Raw genomic sequence first — 16,202 nt, 5'->3', positions numbered from 1 at the left:
CTACTCCTTCTTCTCCTGCCGGGGTTGGTCCGTGGGCGGGCCCACGCCCTCGAGGTCCCTCGGCACCTCCACCACGCCCGGCGGCAGGGGCCACGGCTCCCATCCAACGGCCGCGCGCCGGCCCTGGCTGCGCCTTCCCGGGAGGATGTTGCACGTGAGCGCCTTGGACTCCTGGATGGAGACGTTCGGGTCCGCCGAGAACGCGATCAGGTCATTGCTTATCTCGCCCTTCGTCCGCCCCGTGTAGCCCCAGTGGTAGGGCAGGCCCACCTGGTGCACTCGCTTGCCGTCGAGCTGCAGCGGCGGCATGCGCTCCGTCACCAGCACCCGGCACTCGAGCTCTCCGCGCGCCGTGGACACCGTGCACCAGCCGCCGTTCTCCAGCTCCGCCTCGGCGGCCAGCTCCGGAGACACCTCGACGAACAGCTCCGGTTGCAGCTCGCTCAGCCACGACAGCCAGCGCGTCATTCCTCCCGCGGTGTGGTGCTCGGTGAGCCGGTACGTGGTGAGCACGTGCGGGTAGCGCGGGTCGCCCCATGCACGGTGATAGGGATTGTCCTTGCGCCGCCACTCGTAGCGCGCCGGATTGCACTGCTGCCCGTAGAGGAAGTTGCGGACGGGCGACTCCAGCGGCTCGTAGTGCGTGGGCATCGGGCCATCCACCATGCCGCTCGGCGCGAACAGCCAGCCCTTCCCGTCCGCCTGGATGATGAAGGGATCATCCCCGGAGATGACATCCAGCCCCTTATCTCCCTTGTCGGCGCGGTACGAGGGTGGCCGGTCCTCGATGAAGTCGGGCGCGTCCAGGCCTGTCCACTTCCCCTGCTGCTCGTTCCACCAGACGTATTTCTTCCGCTCGCTCCAGGGGCGGCCCTCGGGGTCCGCCGAGGCGCGGTTGTAGAGGATGCGCCGGTTGGACGGCCACGCCCAGCCCCACTCGGAGGCCACCCATGTCTGCTCGCGGCCCGGCTTCCGGCGTGCCGGCTGGTTCACTCCGTCCTTGTAGCAGCCCGAGTAGATCCAACAGCCGCACGCGGTGGAGCCATCGTCCTTCAAGTCCGTGTAGCCGCTCACCGGCCTTCCGTCCGCCACGGTCCAGCCGTTGATCTCCTTCAGCACGGCCTCGGCGTCGGGCTCCTCCTTCGGGCCCATCGTCGGGTAGTCCCAGGTGAGGGCCTGGATGGCGCGGTCCTTGTCCTCGGTGGAGGCCGCGTAGAGCTGCTTCATCCGGCGCCCGAGGTCGAAGATGAAGTGCAAATCACTGCGCGCCTCGCCGGGCGCCTCCACGGCCTTGTGGTGCCATTGCAGCAGGCGCTGGGTGTTGGTGAACGAGCCGTCCTTCTCCGTGTGCGCGGCGCAGGGGAAGAAGAAGACCTCGGTTTGAATGTCCTGGGGGCGCACGTCGCCGCGCACCACCTCGGGGGCGGTGCGCCAGAACTCGGCCGTCTCGGTGAGGGTGAAGTCGCTCACCACCAGCCAGTCGAGCTTCCGCAAACCCTTGCGCTGGAGGGCCCCGTTCATCGAGCCCACCGCGGGGTTCTCTCCCAGGACGAAGTAGCCCTTCACCTTGCCGTCGGCCATGTCGGCCACGGTCGTCATGTGCGAGTGGTCCGCGGTGAGCTTCGGTATCCAATGGAAGCCCCAGTCGTTCTTCTTCGTCGCGGCGTCGCCGTAGTACGCCTTGAACAGCGAGACGACGTACTTGGGGAACTCGCTCCACCAGCCGCTGGCGGACTCGTTGTTGTGCACGTACTGCTCGAAGCGCTGCGCGTCCGGCGCGTGCGGCATGGGGATGTAGCCGGGCAGCAGGTTGTAGAGCGTGGGGATGTCCGTGGAGCCCTGGATGGAGGCGTGGCCGCGCAGGGCCATGATGCCGCCGCCGGGCCGGCCGATGTTGCCGAGCAGCAGTTGGATGATGGCGGTGGTGCGAATGTACTGCACGCCCACCGAGTGCTGCGTCCAGCCCACCGCGTAGCAGAAGGCGCTGGTGCGCTCGCGGCCCGAGTTGTCGCAGAGCGTCTTCGCCACCTTCAGGAAGAGCTCCTCGGGCACGCCGCAGATGCGCGAGACGACGGCGGGCGTGTAGCGCGCGTAGTGGCGCTTGAGCACCTGGAAGACGCAGCGCGGGTGCTGGAGTGTCTTGTCCTTGGGCACCTCGGTGATGTGCTTGCCCCGCACCTTCCCCTCACCACCAGCGCCCGGCTCGGCGAAGATCTCCTTGTGGCCCGCGGCCGGCACCACGCCGTCCATGTTCTCGTACTGCCAGGTGTGCGGGCTGTATTTGCCCGTCTCCGGGTCGTAGCCGCTGAAGAGGCCGTCGAGCTCCTCGGTGTCCTGGAAGTCCTCGCGCAGGATGGCGGGCGCGTTGGTGTAGTGGACGACGTAGTCGTGGAAGTAGCGCTCGTTCTCCAGGATGTAGTGGACGATGCCTCCCAGGAACGCGATGTCCGAGCCCGGGCGGATGGGCACGTGGACATCCGCCATGGCGCTCGTGCGCGTGAAGCGCGGGTCCACGTGGATGACGGTGGCGCCGCGCTCACGTGCCTCCATCACCCACTGGAAGCCCACCGGGTGGCACTCGGCCATGTTGCTGCCTTGAATGATGATGCAATCCGCGTTCGCCAGGTCCTGCTGGAACGTGGTGGCACCGCCTCGGCCAAACGAGATGCCCAGACCGGGCACCGTGGACGAGTGTCATATTCGGGCCTGGTTCTCCACCTGGACGATGCCGAGCCCCACGGTGAAGAGCTTCTTGATGAGGTAGTTCTCCTCGTTGTCGAGCGTGGCGCCGCCCAGGTGCGCGATGCCGAGCGTGCGGTTGACCCACTGGCCCTTGCTGTCCCTGGCCTCCCAGGTGGCATCGCGCGTCTTCTTCACGCGCTCGGCGACCATCTCCATGGCCTTGTGGAGGGGGAGGCGCTCCCACTGCATGGCGCCGGGACGGCGGTAGAGGACGTGGTCGAGCCGGTGGCTGCCGGTGACGAGCTGGAAGGTGGCGGCGCCCTTGGGGCACAGCCGGCCGCGCGAGATGGGCGAGTCCTCATCGCCCTCGATGTCGAGAATCCTCCCGTCCTTCACGTAGACGCGCTGGCCGCAGCCCACGGCGCAGTAGGGGCAGATGGAGGGGACGACCTTGTCGGCCTGGACGGTGCGCGGCTCGAGCTGCCGGCTGCGCTCGGACATGGCCGTGTCTCCGAGGGCAGTGGAGTCCTTCTCCTGGAACTGGCGGATGAAGGGCCAGCGTGAGAGCAGGTCGAAGAGTCCCAAGGCTTGCCTCCGGGCGGACGGAATTTCGAGAGCAAGGTGGGGACGCCCGGGCCGGAAAGCGAGGGGTCATGACTTCGGAAGTGAGGTAGCTGTCACGCTCGCCCGGCCGCTGGATGGACGCGCGGTGCTTCACCGCAGCAACAGCGCGCAGAGCCCGCCGAAGCCGGCCACTCCGAGTGTGAGCCAGGTCACGTAGTCGCCGACGTGTCCGCTGTGCAACTCCCTCAAGCCTCGCAGTGCCACGCCGAGGCTTTGCTTCAATCCCTCCCGTACCGCCTTCGGAAGCAGGCGCTCGCGGAACAGCGTCACTTCGGCCAGGAGCGTGGCGCCCACGCTCGACAGCAGTCCGTGGAGGGCGGATTTCCCGAGCGGCTCGGAGGGCTCCACCCCCGCTGGCGGGAGCGGCACTCCATCGAGGACCCGTGCCGCCTGGCCCTCGGCGTTCAACATGCGGCCCGCCGCTGCCTCTGCTCCGTGGCGCAGTGCCGGGAAGAGTCCCACCGCCAGCCCGGCGAGCAGCAGCCCCACCGCCGCTCCCAGCATCGACGCGGGGATGGTGCGGGACTTGGGCGTCTCCGGGGGCTCAGTCGTCTCGCCACCGATGCCTGGGACCTCCTCCCGGGCCGGACCCCAGCCTGCGAAGATGCGCCCCGTGGCCCGCAGCACCGCGCCTCCGGTGAGCACCGAGACGGCCAGGAACAGCATCGCCAGCCACGCGTAGCCCGCCGCCTTCGCCGCCTCGTCGATGGCGCTCTCTCCCAGGTACGTGCCGAATGGGGGCAGGCCCGCGAGCCCCAACCCCCCGAGGATGAACATGCACCCCAGCACGCGAAGCCGCCGGCCTCGGCCCCGGAGCGCCAGCTCGTCCACCGTGCGGTAGCGATGGAGCAGCACGCCCGCGCAGAGGAACAGCGAGCCCTTCACCGCCCCGTGCCCGAGCGCGTACACCGCCGCGCCCGCCAGTCCGCGCCCCGAGAGCAGACCGAAGCCGCACAGCATCACTCCCATGTGGCTGATGGTGGAGAACGCGAGCAGCCGCTTGAGGTGCCGTTGGACGAAGCACATGAGGCCGCCCACCACCGCCGTCAGCGCCCCCATGCCCACCAGCAGCAGGCGCAGCCGCGCGTCGTGCGAGCCGAGCGGTACCACGAAGACCGCGCCATACACGCGTGCCACCGCGTACAGCCCGGCCTCCACCATCACTCCCGAGAAGAGGATGCAGACGGGCGTGGGCGCCACCGCGTGTGCATCCGCCAGCCAGAAGTGGAACGGCACCGCCGCGGCCTTCACGAGGAAGCCGCAGGTGACGAACGCGAAGGCCACCAGCACCAGCCCGTCCCTCGCCGTCCCGAGCCCCCGTGCCATCTGCGCCATGTTGAGCGCACCCGTCTTGCCGTACAGCAGCGCGATGCCCGTGAGCACGAGGAACGCGCCCAGGGTGTTGGTGATGCCGAAGTTGAGCGCGCCCTGGACGGGGCAGGGCTCCTCGCTCTTGTAGCCACACAGGGCGACGGCGGAGGCGCTCATCAGCTCGAAGAAGACGAAGAGGTTGAAGAAGTCACCCGTGAGCCCGAAGCCGCAGAGCGCCGCCAGGAAGATGAGCAGCAGGACGTGGAACATCGCCCCGAGCGTGTCGAAGTAGCGCGCGGAGAACACGAGCCCGGCCACGCTCAGCACGCCCGTCATCGCACCCAGCCCCGCGCCGATGGGATCGATCACGAACGAGATGCCGATCGCCAGGTTGCCCCGAGGGAACCATCCGCCAAACCAATACACGAGCGGGTTCTCCCGGGATGCGAACAGCAGCACTCCGCACAGGAGGGCCGCCGCGCCCGAGGTGAGCAGCGCCAGGGCATCCGCGAGCCACCGGGGCAGGTGCTTGCCCGCGGCGGCCAGGAAGGCCGCCATGAGCAGCGGAAGGACGACTGGGAGCGGCGCCAGTACCTCGGGCTTCACCCGCGCATCCTCCGCATCGTCAGCGCGCCCGGATCGAGCGTTCCCGTCCGCTTGTGCGCCTGCACCGCCAGCGCCAGCAAGAGCGCCATCACCGTGGCCTCCACCACGACGTCGGTGAGCATCAGCGCCTGCACCACCGGATCCGTCGCCGGTGTGCTCGGGTCCCTGTCCACGAACACCGGGGCGATCGCTCCCCGCTCGTAGCCGATGGCCAGCAGCAGCACGTAGGTGGAGCTCTGGAGCACCGCCAGGGCGATGACCAGGTGGACCAGGTTCCTGCTGGTGGCCACGCCATACAGGCCCCAGGCGAAGATCCACGCGGCCACGTAGTAGGGCATGTGGTCGAGCAGGGCTCTCACTTCTCTTCCCCCTTCGTCCGGCGCGCGATGACCTGCTCGAGAAAGACGGTGAGCAGGAAGACGAAGCCACCGGCGACCTCGAGGCCGGTGCTCAGGTTGATGAGCGGAATGGTGCCGCCCGAGGTCACCTTGGTCTCCGCCGGCCCGAGCGGCAGGACGTTCTGGAGGTACATGCCGCCCCTCATCAGGCCCAGCATCCCGAGCAGCACGTACCCGGCGGCGCCGCACGCCTCGCCCAGCTCGACGAGCCAGGGGGGCGCGATGCGCAGGAACTTCCTCGGGTCCCCGGCGAGGTACGCCAGCAGCGGCGCGGTGGCCAGGATGACGCCTCCCTGGAAGCCGCCGCCCGGAGTGAGCTGGCCATGGGTGACGATGTACAGGCCGAACGTGACGTTGATGCCCACCAGGATGACACCCATCACCCGTACGGCGTCGCTCTCGGGGGGCGCGGCGCGATCGCCCGCCTCGTCCTGCTCCTCCTGCTCGTCGCCTTCGTCTTCCTCCTCGCTGTGCCGCAGCAACACCGCCACGCCCATGACCGAGGCGAAGAGGATGAACTCCTCGCCCAGGGTGTCGAAGCCGCGGTAGTCGAAGTTGATGGCGGTCACCACGTCCGTGACGTGACGCTCGGTGCCGGCCACATGGTTCAAGACCTTGCCGTAGACCCCCCGGTACTCTCCGGCCGGAGGCAGGCCCTGGATCCCCCAGACGTAGAGCCCCGCGAACCCGAGCACCGCCACCAGGAGGACGACGCGCCGCGTGGTGTCGCTCATCACGCCTCCTCGTGCTCGCGCCGCTCCCGTTGCTCGCGCGCCTCCCGGTCCCGGCGGATCCGCGCCAGCGCCAGGAGGATCATCAGGGGCAGTGCCACCGCGCCCACGGTGAGCTGTGAGAGCGCCACGTCCGGTGCCTGGAAGAGGAAGAACATCAGCGCGAGCAGGAGCCCGTACAGGCTCACCGTGATGGACTGCGAGGTCGGCTCGCGCGTGAGCACCACGCCCGCGGCCATCGTGGCCACCAGGAGCAGGATGCCCACCTGCATGAGCTGGACGACGAGCGGATCCTTCATCATTCCCGGCCTCCGGGCGGCTTCTGCTCGTCCTGCCCCACGTAGCGCTCCTGGCCCACGATGGGGACGCGCTCGTCCGGGCTCGCTTGCCAGTGGCCCAACTCGCGGATGCGCACGGCCCGCGCCGTGGCGTGTGTCACCACCGCGTTCATCAGGCACAACACCACGGTGACCAGCATGGTCTTGAACCACGCCTGCTTCTGGGACTGGTCGAGCACCACCGCCACGGTGATGAGCACCGCGCACAGGGTCGCGGGCGGCGACACGTAGTGCAGCCGCTGGAGCGGCTCCCTCATCACCATCACCCCGAGCGCAGACACCAGCACCAGCACCACGGCGAGCCCCAGCAGCACCGCCACGAGAACGTCGTGCACGCTCATAGCCATCGCTCCAGGAAGCGGGCGAACACCAATCCACCGCCGAACGACAGGAGCGCCAGCGCCACGGCCAGGTCGTAGAAGGAAACGCGCTGGAAACCCTGGGCGAGCAGGATGAGCTCCAGCGTCAGGATGATGGCGCCCATCTCCAGGCCCACCAGGCGGTCGGTGGGCTTGCCGCGCAGGCACGTCACGATGCAGGGCACCAGCGCCACCATCAGCACCGCCGCGGCCACCAGCCACGGGTTCATGGCCGTGCCCCCAGCTTCTTCGTCATCTCGAGGACGTCACTCTGCTTGATCTGGTGGTAGAGCAGCAGCTTGCGCTCGTGGTCGATGCCCACCACTATGAAGTTGGGTGTCATCGTCGTGTAGCCGATGGCCAGCGCCCGGAGCATCTCGGCGTCCTCCTCGTGGCCCGGGGCTTCGTAGGGCACCGCGAAGAGCAGTGACTCGGCCTTCTTCCGGGTGAAGAGGTGGCGCGCCAGGACGACGAGGATCTCCCACGTGCCGGTGAACATGTAGAGGGGCAGCCACCAGCCCTGGAGCACCCAGCGCAGGCGCGGGACGAACCGCGCCAGGCGGCTCTCCCAGACGATCTGCGAGGCGGTGGCCCCGAGCGCCGCCACCGGTATCCCGAGGAGGAGCTCCTCCTTCTCCACCTTGCCCACGAAGAGCAGCACGGCCCCATAGAAGATGAGCCACTGCCACGCCCATTCGAGCGCCGTCTTCCAACGCGGCTGCCGCTCCTTTGGGTGGGATCTGGACATGGAACAGCCGGGACCTCGGGGGCGGGCACACGGGTAGGCATGCGGCCGGGTCCGTGGAAGCGGCGAGGGCTCGCGGCGGAGCGTCTTTGTCGGTGGATGAGCGAACCGACCGGCCCGAGGAGGGGAAGCGTCGGAAAACCGACCGTCCGTTGCAGAGGACGAAGGCCGAGGTAACGGTGGCTCTGAAGCGCATCGCGGGCGTGGACGCGCCGCACGGGTGAAGACCCACCCGGTCAGGGCTTCAGGCCCGAGCTCCCTCGTACGTGATGCGCAGCCCGCTGTGGGTCACCGTGACGAGCGGACGGCCGAACCATCCGCAGTGCTTGCAGACGCCGTTCGGCCCGGCCGCGGTGACCCGCACTGGCAGATCGGCCTCACAGACGGGGCAGCCCTCGGGAATCATGTAGTCGCGTGGCGTTGCCTGAATCTGGGTCATTGATTCCAGATAATGCAGACAACGCGCTCCGCAACATCGCGCGAGGACGCTTCCCATCCAGGGACCGGGCCTGAGCTCGGCTGCCTGCCCGGTTCATGCCACAAACCGCTGTCCCGACCCGTGTCTCCGCGGAGGCGTGTGGGGGGGCCACGCCTGCGAGACACGGGCCGGGCGAAGCGGGAGCCCCGTCCGCCGCCCATGCAGCGGTGACGGAGCTCAACTGCTGACGTCTGGCTCAGCCCACGTAGCCGACGGTCTCGCCGCGATCCAGGAACTCACCCTTGGTGGTGTAGCCCGAGTACCAGGAGGTGTTGTTGGTGCCGTTCTTGTCGTACTGGAGGTGGGAGTGGGGGCCGGTGACGTTGCCCGTCCCGCCCTCGTCGCCGATCTGGCAGCGGTCACACGTCTTGTCGACCGAGGTGGTCTCCTTGAGGAAGTGCCACTGGCGGAACGTGTAGCCGTTGGCGAAGGTGTGCTTCACCTCGTTCTGGTTGCCGCTGCCGTTGCCGTAGCAGACGACGGCGGTGGTGCGGATGGTCACGTTCCACGCCAGCGAGCCCACCACGCCCGTCTCCACGCCCCAGTATCCACAGGCGTTGCGGCTGGAGATGTCCACCGCGCCGTGGAACGAGCCGCTCGAATAGTAGGTGGTGGCCGTCACGTCACCCGGGAAGGGCGAGCCCACCCGGTACGACGCGGTCGCGCCCGCGGGGATGAGCGCCAGGGAAGCCAGTGCCGCCAGCGTCGTCTTCATCGTGTTACGCATCGTTGTTCCTCTCGGGCCGGCTCACCGGCCCCCGTGTGGAGTGCTTCTCACCGAGCCTGCTGCTGCCGCTGCTTCTCTCTCAGGATGAGGCTCCAATCCTGAAGGTTCATGTCGAGCACCCGAACCCAGGCGTCGATCTCCGGTGCCATGCTCGAGTCGATGCCGCGCAGCCGCTTGAGCTCGGGCACCGCGCCGGAGTAGCCGAGCTGGGCGACGCTCTGGAGGATGGCCTTGCGCACCCCGGGGTCCTTCTCGTCGCGGTACATGCCGAGCAGTGCCTGCCGCGCACTGGGCATCTCCGCGGCGGGCACGCCCCCGAGCGCGGTGGACGCCGCCACGCGGACCTCGGACGAGTCACTGCGCAGGAGTTGCTCGAGCTTGCGTGCGGACCCGGAGCTGATCTCCCCGGTCATCAGCCGCCCGAGAATCTTCGTCGTCACCTGCGGGTCCGAGGACGCGGCCGCCGCGGCGATGGCGGTGTCCGCCGCCCGGCCATCACGGCCTCCGTAGACGTGCAGGTTGTCCTCGATGAGGTTGGTCGCGGCTTCCATGCGCACCTCGGGCGAGGAGTCGCGGACGAGGCGCTCATACATGTCTCCCGTGCGATCGAGTGCACCGGTGCGCCGCAGCGCGCGGATCGTGGCGGCACGCAGGCCCGGGTCCTTGTCCTCCAGGGCGCGCCTGGCCACGGCTTGCATGGCCTCGGGCTCCAGACCGCGCTCGGTGCGCGCCACCAGGGCGGCCGCGAGGTGCTCGACCATGACGGGGTCGTACTCCCGCTCGAAGGCGGACTGGAGCTCGGCGAGGGGCAGGTTGACGGCGGACTCGCGCAGCAGCGTGCGCAGGTAGAGCTTGTAGGCCTCGGACTTCGAGCCGAGCCCGCGGCGGATGGAGTCCATCAGGCCCTCGACCGAGCAGGTCTCGGCCTGGAATTGGGGGGCCTCGGTCGAGGCGGCGGGCTGCTGCGCGGGCGCCAGGGCCGGAGCGAGCAGGCCGAGGGCGAGCGCCAGGGAGGGGAGCGCGTTCATCCGAAGGAAGCGGCGAGTCATGGGGGGCTCCAGGCCTCGGTCACTCGTGGCGGTCGAGACAGCCGTGAGGGTCATCCGTGGGCAGGCTGAACCAGATGCGATCGAAGTCGACGATGCCGCTCGCGTAGAGCCTGTCGAAGTCGTGGTAGTCGCCCTGGAAGCGCGGGTCCGTCACGGCCATCTCCGCCATGACGGGGAGCGCGTCCTTGCCCGCGGTGCGAGCGGCGAAACGGAACAGGGCCCAGCGCACACAGAGGTCCTTCTCGGCCGCGAAGGCCTTGGCGTAGATGTCCAGCGCCTGCTGCTTGTCCTGGGCCATGGAGAGGTCGTGCGCGGCGACCTGGCGGACCTCCTCGCTGCCCTCGGTGGTGAGCACCTTCGCGAGCCGCTCGGTGGCCTGGGTGTCGAGCGGTGCCCCGGCATGCATCTCCATCTCGAGCGCGAGGTAGCGGACCTTCTCATCCAGCGACTCGGTGCCGAGGGTGAGGAGCTTGTCGAGATAGGGCTTGGCGTTGCCGGTGCGGGTGAGGTCCTCCTGCATCACCCGGCCGATGGCGCGAGTGGTGACCCAGCCGGCCTCGCCCGAGCTGGCGTCCTTGGCGAAGTGGGTGAGCTTGTCGAGCACCTCCGGCTCGAGCTTGGGCATCCGCTGCAGCTCGTCCAGGAAGCCCGCGCGCCGTCCGATGTCGATGCTCTCGTCGAGCCCGAGGGACGTGAGCTGCGCGGCGACCTTGGGGAGGGTCAGGGCCTGGGAGCCACGCAGGCCTGCCATGAGCAGCTTGAACTCGGCGGGAGCGGCCTCGCGAGCCCAGCCGAGCACCTCGGTGGCACGGCCCTCGTCATTGCCGATGAGCTCGGCGAGACGGCCCTTGAGGTACTCGATGACGAGCGGGTCCCTGGAGGCGAGCAGGGGTGCGGCCCACTCGCGGAACGTCTTGAGCGTCACCGTGTCGTTGAAGCGCTCCAGGTCCTGCCAGCAGGTGGTCTTGTTGAAGCGGGGTGCCTTCTCGGTGGAGCGCGCGGGCCCGCCCTGACCGGTGTGCCCGGAGGAGTCCGCGCCCGAGGGACCCGTGGGCCGCTGGCCGGAGGCGGAGGCCTGGCGAGCATCGGGCGTGGCGCTGTCCGCACCGGAGCCGCGGGCGAGCAGGGCCACGGCCGCGAGCAGGGCCACGGCGCCGAGCGGGATGGCGATCTTCGGCACGCGGCGGGCCGGTGGACCCGGGGGAGGCGCGGAGCGATGAAGGGATTCTGGAGTCATGGGACGGGCTTCCAGCCAGGAAGAGGGCCGGACTTCGCTGCCATCCCAAAAAAAGTGAGAAAAGCCGTTCCTCCCGCCATCCCGGAGGGGAGAATCCCCATCATTTCAATGGGTTGGAGGAAGCAGGGACAGAAGGGAGTTTTCCGGAAAATGGAAATTTCCGAGAAAATGACCCTCTGGCGAATCTCCTCAGCCCTTGCGCCAGACCTCGCTGGCGAGCAGTGCGCGGGCGGCGAGGAAGCCACACAGCCCGTGAACGCCGGGCCCGGGCGGGGTGGAGGACGAGCACAGGAAGAGGCGAGGGTCGGGCGTGGCGTACGGGACGAGCCGGGCCATGGGCCGTGCGAACAACTGCATGCCGTCGATGGCGCCGCCGGAGATGTCCCCGCCGATGAAGTTGGGGTTGTAGGCCTCGTACTGCGCGGGCGAGCGCGTGTGCCGGGCGAGGATGCGCTCGCGGAAGCCGGGGGCGTAGCGCTCCATCTGGGCCTCGATGCGCGCGGTCATGTCCTCGGTGGAGCCGTTGGGCACGTGGCAGTACGCCCAGCCGGTGTGCTGGCCCTCTGGCGCGCGGCTGTGGTCGAAGAGCGTGTGCTGGGCCACGAGCACATAGGGGTGCTCGGGAATCTCCCCGCGCGACACGGCGGCCTCGCTCGCCGCAATCTCCTCCAACGTGCCGCCGAGGTGCACGGTGCCGGCGCGGGCACACGCCTGGGCGCGCCAGGGAATGGGGCCGGAGAGGGCCCAGTCCACCTTGAAGACACCGGGCCCGTAGCGGAAGCGCCGGAGCTTCTCCACATAGGAGGGAGGCAGCCGGTGTCCGGCGAGCTTCACGAGCTGGGCGGGCGTCACGTCGAGCAGCACGGCGCGCGAGCGCGGGAGCTCATCCACGTTGTGCACGCGCTGGCCGGTGACGACCTCGCCGCCGAGCGCGCGCAGGTAGCTGACGAGCGCGTCCACGAGCTTCTGCGTGCCGCCGCGAGGGAAGGGCCAGCCGACGGCGTGGCCCGAGGCGAGCAGGAGGATGCCGAAGGCGGAGGTGAAGGGGCGCTCGAGCGCGGAGAAGGAGTGGGCGGCGGAGCCGGCGAAGAGGGCGCGCGCCAGGGGCCCGTGGAAGGCGTGCTCGGCGAGCGAGCGCGCGGGACGCATGGCGCGCAGGCCGAAGCGGGCGAGCCGGAGGGGGCGGCGGGGGATGCGCAGCGGGTCGGCCATCTGCGCGATGACGTCGTCGAAGGCGCGCACCATGGGGCGCATCCACTTCACATACTTGTCGGCGTCGGGGCCGAGCCCCTGGGCGGTGGCCTCGAGCCCGCGCTCGAGCACGGCGGCGGTGCCATTCTCCAGGGGGTGGGCGAGGGGGGCGTCGGGGTGGACCCATTCGAGGCCGTGGGCATCGAGCGGGAGCTGACGGAAGAAGGGCGAGGCGGCGGCGAGCGGGTGGACGGCGGAGCAGACGTCGTGGACGAAACCGGGGAGGGTGAGCTCGGCCGAGCGCGCACCACCGCCGGGAGTGGGTGCAGCCTCGAGCACCCGCACCGAGCGGCCCGCGCGAGCCAGGGAGACGGCGGCGGCGAGCCCGTTGGGGCCCGCGCCCACCACGACCGCATCGAGCACCGAGCTCATGCGATGCAACTTCACCCGACCTGATGGGTACGCGAGAAAATCGCCATTGCATTGCGTTCACCAGTGGACGTCTGGAGTCGGCCGGTACCAAGGCACCCGGGCGGGCAGGCGGGAGGACGAGGGGGCGGGATGCGCGGAGGGGGCGGGAATTCCCATCCTCCGGACTGGAGTGCGCGTGGGCGTGGGGCACTCGGGGGAGCGGGAGACGGAAGCGCCCCTGGAGTCCGAGACACGAGGGGAGAGGACATGGCTCGCCAGGACCTGAGGGGCAAGGTCGCCATCGTGACGGGGGCGTCGAGTGGAGTGGGGTGGCAGGCGGCGGTGAGGCTGGGCGAGGCGGGGGTGAAGCTGTGCATCACCGCGCGCCGGGCGGAGGCGCTGGAGCAATTGCGCCACGAGTTGCAGGCACGGGGCGTGGAGTGCATCGCGGTGCCTGGGGACGTGACGGTGCAGGGAGACGTGGACCAGGTGGTGCGCGAGTGCCTGACGCACTACGGCCGGGTGGACCTGCTGGTGAACGACGCGGGAGTGCAGAGCTACGGACTCTTCGACGAACTGCCGTGGGAACACATCACGCGCATCTTCGACATCAACTGCTTTGGCTTCATGCGCTTCGCGAGGGCGGTGATGCCGCACTTCAGGGCGAGGGGAAGCGGCCACATCCTCAACATCCAGTCGATGCTGTCGAAGGGCTCGGCGCCGCTGCTGTCGGCGTACAGCGCGAGCAAGCACGCGACCTTGGGGTGGGCGAAGAGCCTGGAGCTGGAGTTGATGGGGACGGGAATCCAGGTGTCGAACATCCTGGTGCCCTCGGTGGCGAGCAACATGTTCGCACACGCACCGACGATGTTTGGATTGGCGCCGCAACCGGTGCCGCCGACGTATGACCCGGACATGGTGGCGCGAGCGGTGGTGAGGTGCGCGAGGAGGCCGGGGAGGACGGTGGTGCCGGTGTTCCTGCAGGGCAAGCTGGTGCTGTGGCTGAACGAGCTCTTTCCGTGGGTGGGAAGGTTCATCATGGGGCACTGGGGCGCGAGGATGCAGATGCGCGAGGAGCCGGTCGAGCGGCGCGACGGCAATCTCTTCCATGCGATGCCGGAGGGAGTGGGCCCGTACGGCCCGGTGCCACCGACGCCGAGGTGGAAGCGCATCTCGGCGGCAGCGGGCCTCGCGGCGCTGATGGGAGGCCTGCTGGTGGGAGTGGCCGGACTGACGCGCGCGGCACGTTGAGCGGGAGGCACACTACCTCTCCCGTCAGACCTTCCTGTAGAATGCGAGCGGTCAGGAAGGAAGACATGGGAGAGGAGCGGAGATGGGCCGGGGAAAGAGACCAGCCACCTATGAAGACATCGAGGCATTACCACCGGGGTGGGTGGGGGAGATCATCGACGACGAGCTGTGGGCATTCCCACGGCCGGCGAAGTGGCACGCATGGGTGGCCTCGGTGCTTGGGGGGATGCTGGGGAATACCTTCAGCTTCGGGAAGGGAGGGCCGGGAGGCTGGTGGATAGTGTACGAGCCGGAACTGCACTTCGGCCGACAGGTGGTGGTGCCGGACCTGGCGGGCTGGCGCTACGAACGGGCACCTGGGTTGTTCGATCGGGACGAGCCCTTCTTCGATCTGGCGCCCGATTGGATATGCGAGGTGCTATCGCCCTCCACGGCCGCGTTGGACCGAGGGCGCAAGCTATCGCTCTACCACCAGGAGGGCGTGAGCCACGCGTGGTTGGTGGATCCAAGGGCCCACACGCTGGAGATCTACCGTCGAGGAACACAGGGCTGGCAACCCGTCGCCCGGCACGGAGGCGAGGAAGTCGTTCGCGCCGAGCCATTCGATGCCGAGCCGCTTGACCTGGGACGCCTCTGGGCACCCCGTTCCATTCCAGCGCCCGGACCCTGATGCCTCCGAGTGTTGCTCACTCCTTCGATTCCTCCAAACCCAGGTCAGGGCCTCATCCCGAGTGACAAAGGAGCGAGGTTCTGACGGGTCTCATAGTTGCGCGTGGCATCGAGTGCGCTCGTCTTCTGCACCAAGGGCACGAGCGTTCCGAATAGGGTTGATTTGCAATTGCCAGCTATTCTTATACCCCTCCGGTGTAGGGCGGCTCTGCTTATGCCCGAGGTGTCTCAGCGGATTGAAACGTACCATGCAGTGCTCCAGGTCAACACGCAGACACTGCTCGAGGGCAACGCCCACGCGCTTGGCAAGGAACCGCAGCCTGCGTCCACTCACTCGAACTTGTCGACCACGGTGAAGGGGACGCTCTTGGGCAGGGTGAGGGCGCCGGGCGTAGTGCCGGCCTCGGCGTAGACTCCTCCCGGCGCCGAGGAGCCGAGCACGAGGCACACCGGGTAGTTCTGTCCATCGGGCAGGTGCGCCTGGGTGTAGTGGGCCTGGACCTTGCCCGTGTCCATCCAGAGCACGCCGTCGACGAGCGTGCTCGCGGGCAGGGTGCCCACCGCTGTCTCCAGGCGGCTCGTCACCTGGCCCTCTCGGTAGATGCCATAGTCGTTGGGGCCTCCGGGCTGCTCGGCCTCGAGGAGCATGGAGCCCTTCTGGCCCGGCTCCACTTCCAGCTTCTTCATGAGTGCGACGGTCTCGGGAGCACAGGTCTGGCGTGCGGACGTGTTCTTGCCTGTGATGGTGCACGCGGTCAGCACGGCAACGCTCGCGGCGAGCCAGGGCTTCAGTTGTTTCCACATGGGTGGGTCTTCCTCCAGGAGGTGGAGCCCATGCAGTACACCCGCGCGGCGCTCGGGAGCGGGTGTCTGGAATGCGGCCGTCCGGCAACGGACGAAGCGCTACGACTCGGTGACGGGCCTGCGGTGGGGGCTCCACTCCCGGTGGTCCCAGACGAGCGACAGTGCGGTGATGATGATTCCCACGATGACGTCGTTGAAGGTGGCGGTGCGGTAGCCAGCGAAGTTCAGGACGAAGGGCGAGAGGATGAGCCACACACCGAGCACGACGTTGGCGTAGCGCATCTTGGGAATGGCGATGGCCACGAGGGCAAGCAGGATGACACCCAGGCCCACGCACAGGTCATTGAGCTGGGGCTCCTGGAGCCGGTAGTCGAGCGCGAAAGGCGCCGACACCAACCAGAAGCCCAGGATGACGGTCAACCATCGAGCCCACATGCGCCGCCCCTCCGGAGGTTTGCAGCGTTCACTCTTGAAGTTGGGGAGAGGCGTACCGGGTGCAACCGCGAGCCGAGCCGCTCGAAGAGCCACTGTCTGGTTCCTCGTCAGCGGATGAAGGTTGCTCCCTCACTCCCTGAGGGGCGGAGTGAGGGT

Annotated in this window: 17 protein-coding genes; 2 read left to right on the top strand and 15 right to left on the bottom strand. The window is 68.7% G+C overall.

The genetic code is table 11. The annotated features are described in order from the left end of the window. From fdh to DAT35_RS33070, 13 genes are all read right to left on the bottom strand, one after another. Positions 1–3,267 carry a formate dehydrogenase gene (gene fdh, locus DAT35_RS33135; protein ID WP_369946227.1) on the bottom strand — a complete coding sequence of 1,089 codons (3,267 nt, stop codon included), beginning with the start codon at positions 3,265–3,267 and terminating at the stop codon, positions 1–3. A 129-nt stretch (positions 3,268–3,396) separates the two neighbouring features. Then, positions 3,397–5,223 (bottom strand): complex I subunit 5 family protein, encoded by a 1,827-nt coding sequence (locus tag DAT35_RS33125; RefSeq protein WP_199243072.1) that lies wholly within the window; start codon positions 5,221–5,223, stop codon positions 3,397–3,399. Beyond that, positions 5,220–5,582, bottom strand: coding sequence for a sodium:proton antiporter (locus tag DAT35_RS33120; RefSeq protein ID WP_199243071.1), 363 nt, complete (start codon positions 5,580–5,582; stop codon positions 5,220–5,222). Before DAT35_RS33120 ends, DAT35_RS33125 begins: the two co-directional genes overlap by 4 nt. Further along, complete coding sequence (locus DAT35_RS33115; protein ID WP_108072625.1) at positions 5,579–6,355, bottom strand: MnhB domain-containing protein; 777 nt, start codon at positions 6,353–6,355, stop codon at positions 5,579–5,581. The genes DAT35_RS33120 and DAT35_RS33115 overlap by 4 nt, the downstream gene beginning before the upstream one ends. Next, a complete protein-coding gene (locus DAT35_RS33110; protein WP_199243070.1) occupies positions 6,355–6,654 on the bottom strand; it encodes a hydrogenase subunit MbhD domain-containing protein in 300 nt (99 codons plus the stop codon). The genes DAT35_RS33115 and DAT35_RS33110 overlap by 1 nt, the downstream gene beginning before the upstream one ends. Continuing rightward, entirely contained in the window at positions 6,651–7,031 is a 381-nt protein-coding gene (locus DAT35_RS33105; RefSeq protein ID WP_158502000.1) for a monovalent cation/H(+) antiporter subunit G, read from the bottom strand. Before DAT35_RS33105 ends, DAT35_RS33110 begins: the two co-directional genes overlap by 4 nt. Beyond that, positions 7,028–7,279, bottom strand: a complete 252-nt coding sequence (locus DAT35_RS33100; RefSeq protein WP_108072621.1) for a monovalent cation/H+ antiporter complex subunit F — start codon at positions 7,277–7,279, stop codon at positions 7,028–7,030. The genes DAT35_RS33105 and DAT35_RS33100 overlap by 4 nt, the downstream gene beginning before the upstream one ends. Continuing rightward, positions 7,276–7,797 carry a Na+/H+ antiporter subunit E gene (locus DAT35_RS33095; protein ID WP_108072619.1) on the bottom strand — a complete coding sequence of 174 codons (522 nt, stop codon included), beginning with the start codon at positions 7,795–7,797 and terminating at the stop codon, positions 7,276–7,278. The genes DAT35_RS33100 and DAT35_RS33095 overlap by 4 nt, the downstream gene beginning before the upstream one ends. 241 nt (positions 7,798–8,038) lie before the next feature. Then, positions 8,039–8,233 carry a hypothetical protein gene (locus tag DAT35_RS33090; protein ID WP_108072617.1) on the bottom strand — a complete coding sequence of 65 codons (195 nt, stop codon included), beginning with the start codon at positions 8,231–8,233 and terminating at the stop codon, positions 8,039–8,041. Between the two features lie 235 nt (positions 8,234–8,468). After that, complete coding sequence (locus DAT35_RS33085; RefSeq protein ID WP_108072615.1) at positions 8,469–8,999, bottom strand: hypothetical protein; 531 nt, start codon at positions 8,997–8,999, stop codon at positions 8,469–8,471. Positions 9,000–9,046: 47 nt separating this feature from the next. Continuing rightward, a complete protein-coding gene (locus DAT35_RS33080; RefSeq protein ID WP_108072613.1) occupies positions 9,047–10,048 on the bottom strand; it encodes a HEAT repeat domain-containing protein in 1,002 nt (333 codons plus the stop codon). A gap of 19 nt (positions 10,049–10,067) precedes the next feature. Beyond that, positions 10,068–11,285, bottom strand: coding sequence for a hypothetical protein (locus DAT35_RS33075; RefSeq protein WP_108072611.1), 1,218 nt, complete (start codon positions 11,283–11,285; stop codon positions 10,068–10,070). 189 nt (positions 11,286–11,474) lie between these two features. Further along, positions 11,475–12,908 carry an NAD(P)/FAD-dependent oxidoreductase gene (locus DAT35_RS33070; protein WP_108072609.1) on the bottom strand — a complete coding sequence of 478 codons (1,434 nt, stop codon included), beginning with the start codon at positions 12,906–12,908 and terminating at the stop codon, positions 11,475–11,477. Between the two features lie 246 nt (positions 12,909–13,154). Here DAT35_RS33070 and DAT35_RS33065 point away from each other — a divergent pair, with 246 nt between their 5' ends. Both DAT35_RS33065 and DAT35_RS33060 read left to right on the top strand, forming a co-directional pair. Further along, positions 13,155–14,138 (top strand): SDR family oxidoreductase, encoded by a 984-nt coding sequence (locus DAT35_RS33065; protein ID WP_108072606.1) that lies wholly within the window; start codon positions 13,155–13,157, stop codon positions 14,136–14,138. Positions 14,139–14,220: 82 nt separating this feature from the next. Then, complete coding sequence (locus DAT35_RS33060; RefSeq protein ID WP_108072603.1) at positions 14,221–14,808, top strand: Uma2 family endonuclease; 588 nt, start codon at positions 14,221–14,223, stop codon at positions 14,806–14,808. Between the two features lie 329 nt (positions 14,809–15,137). Here DAT35_RS33060 and DAT35_RS33055 read toward each other — a convergent pair whose 3' ends face one another. Together DAT35_RS33055 and DAT35_RS33050 are read right to left on the bottom strand one after the other, a co-directional pair. Continuing rightward, the gene (locus DAT35_RS33055; protein ID WP_108072600.1) at positions 15,138–15,611 is read right to left on the bottom strand and encodes a hypothetical protein; all 474 of its coding nucleotides are present in this window, start codon (positions 15,609–15,611) and stop codon (positions 15,138–15,140) included. 99 nt (positions 15,612–15,710) lie between these two features. Then, the gene (locus DAT35_RS33050; RefSeq protein WP_108072598.1) at positions 15,711–16,046 is read right to left on the bottom strand and encodes an SPW repeat protein; all 336 of its coding nucleotides are present in this window, start codon (positions 16,044–16,046) and stop codon (positions 15,711–15,713) included. Positions 16,047–16,202: the final 156 nt, after the last annotated feature.

This window comes from Vitiosangium sp. GDMCC 1.1324, from assembly GCF_003044305.1.
Lineage (GTDB): Bacteria > Myxococcota > Myxococcia > Myxococcales > Myxococcaceae > Archangium.
The sequence above is the reverse complement of the archived record's forward strand: the minus strand, read 5'-3'. Positions and strand labels throughout refer to the sequence as shown.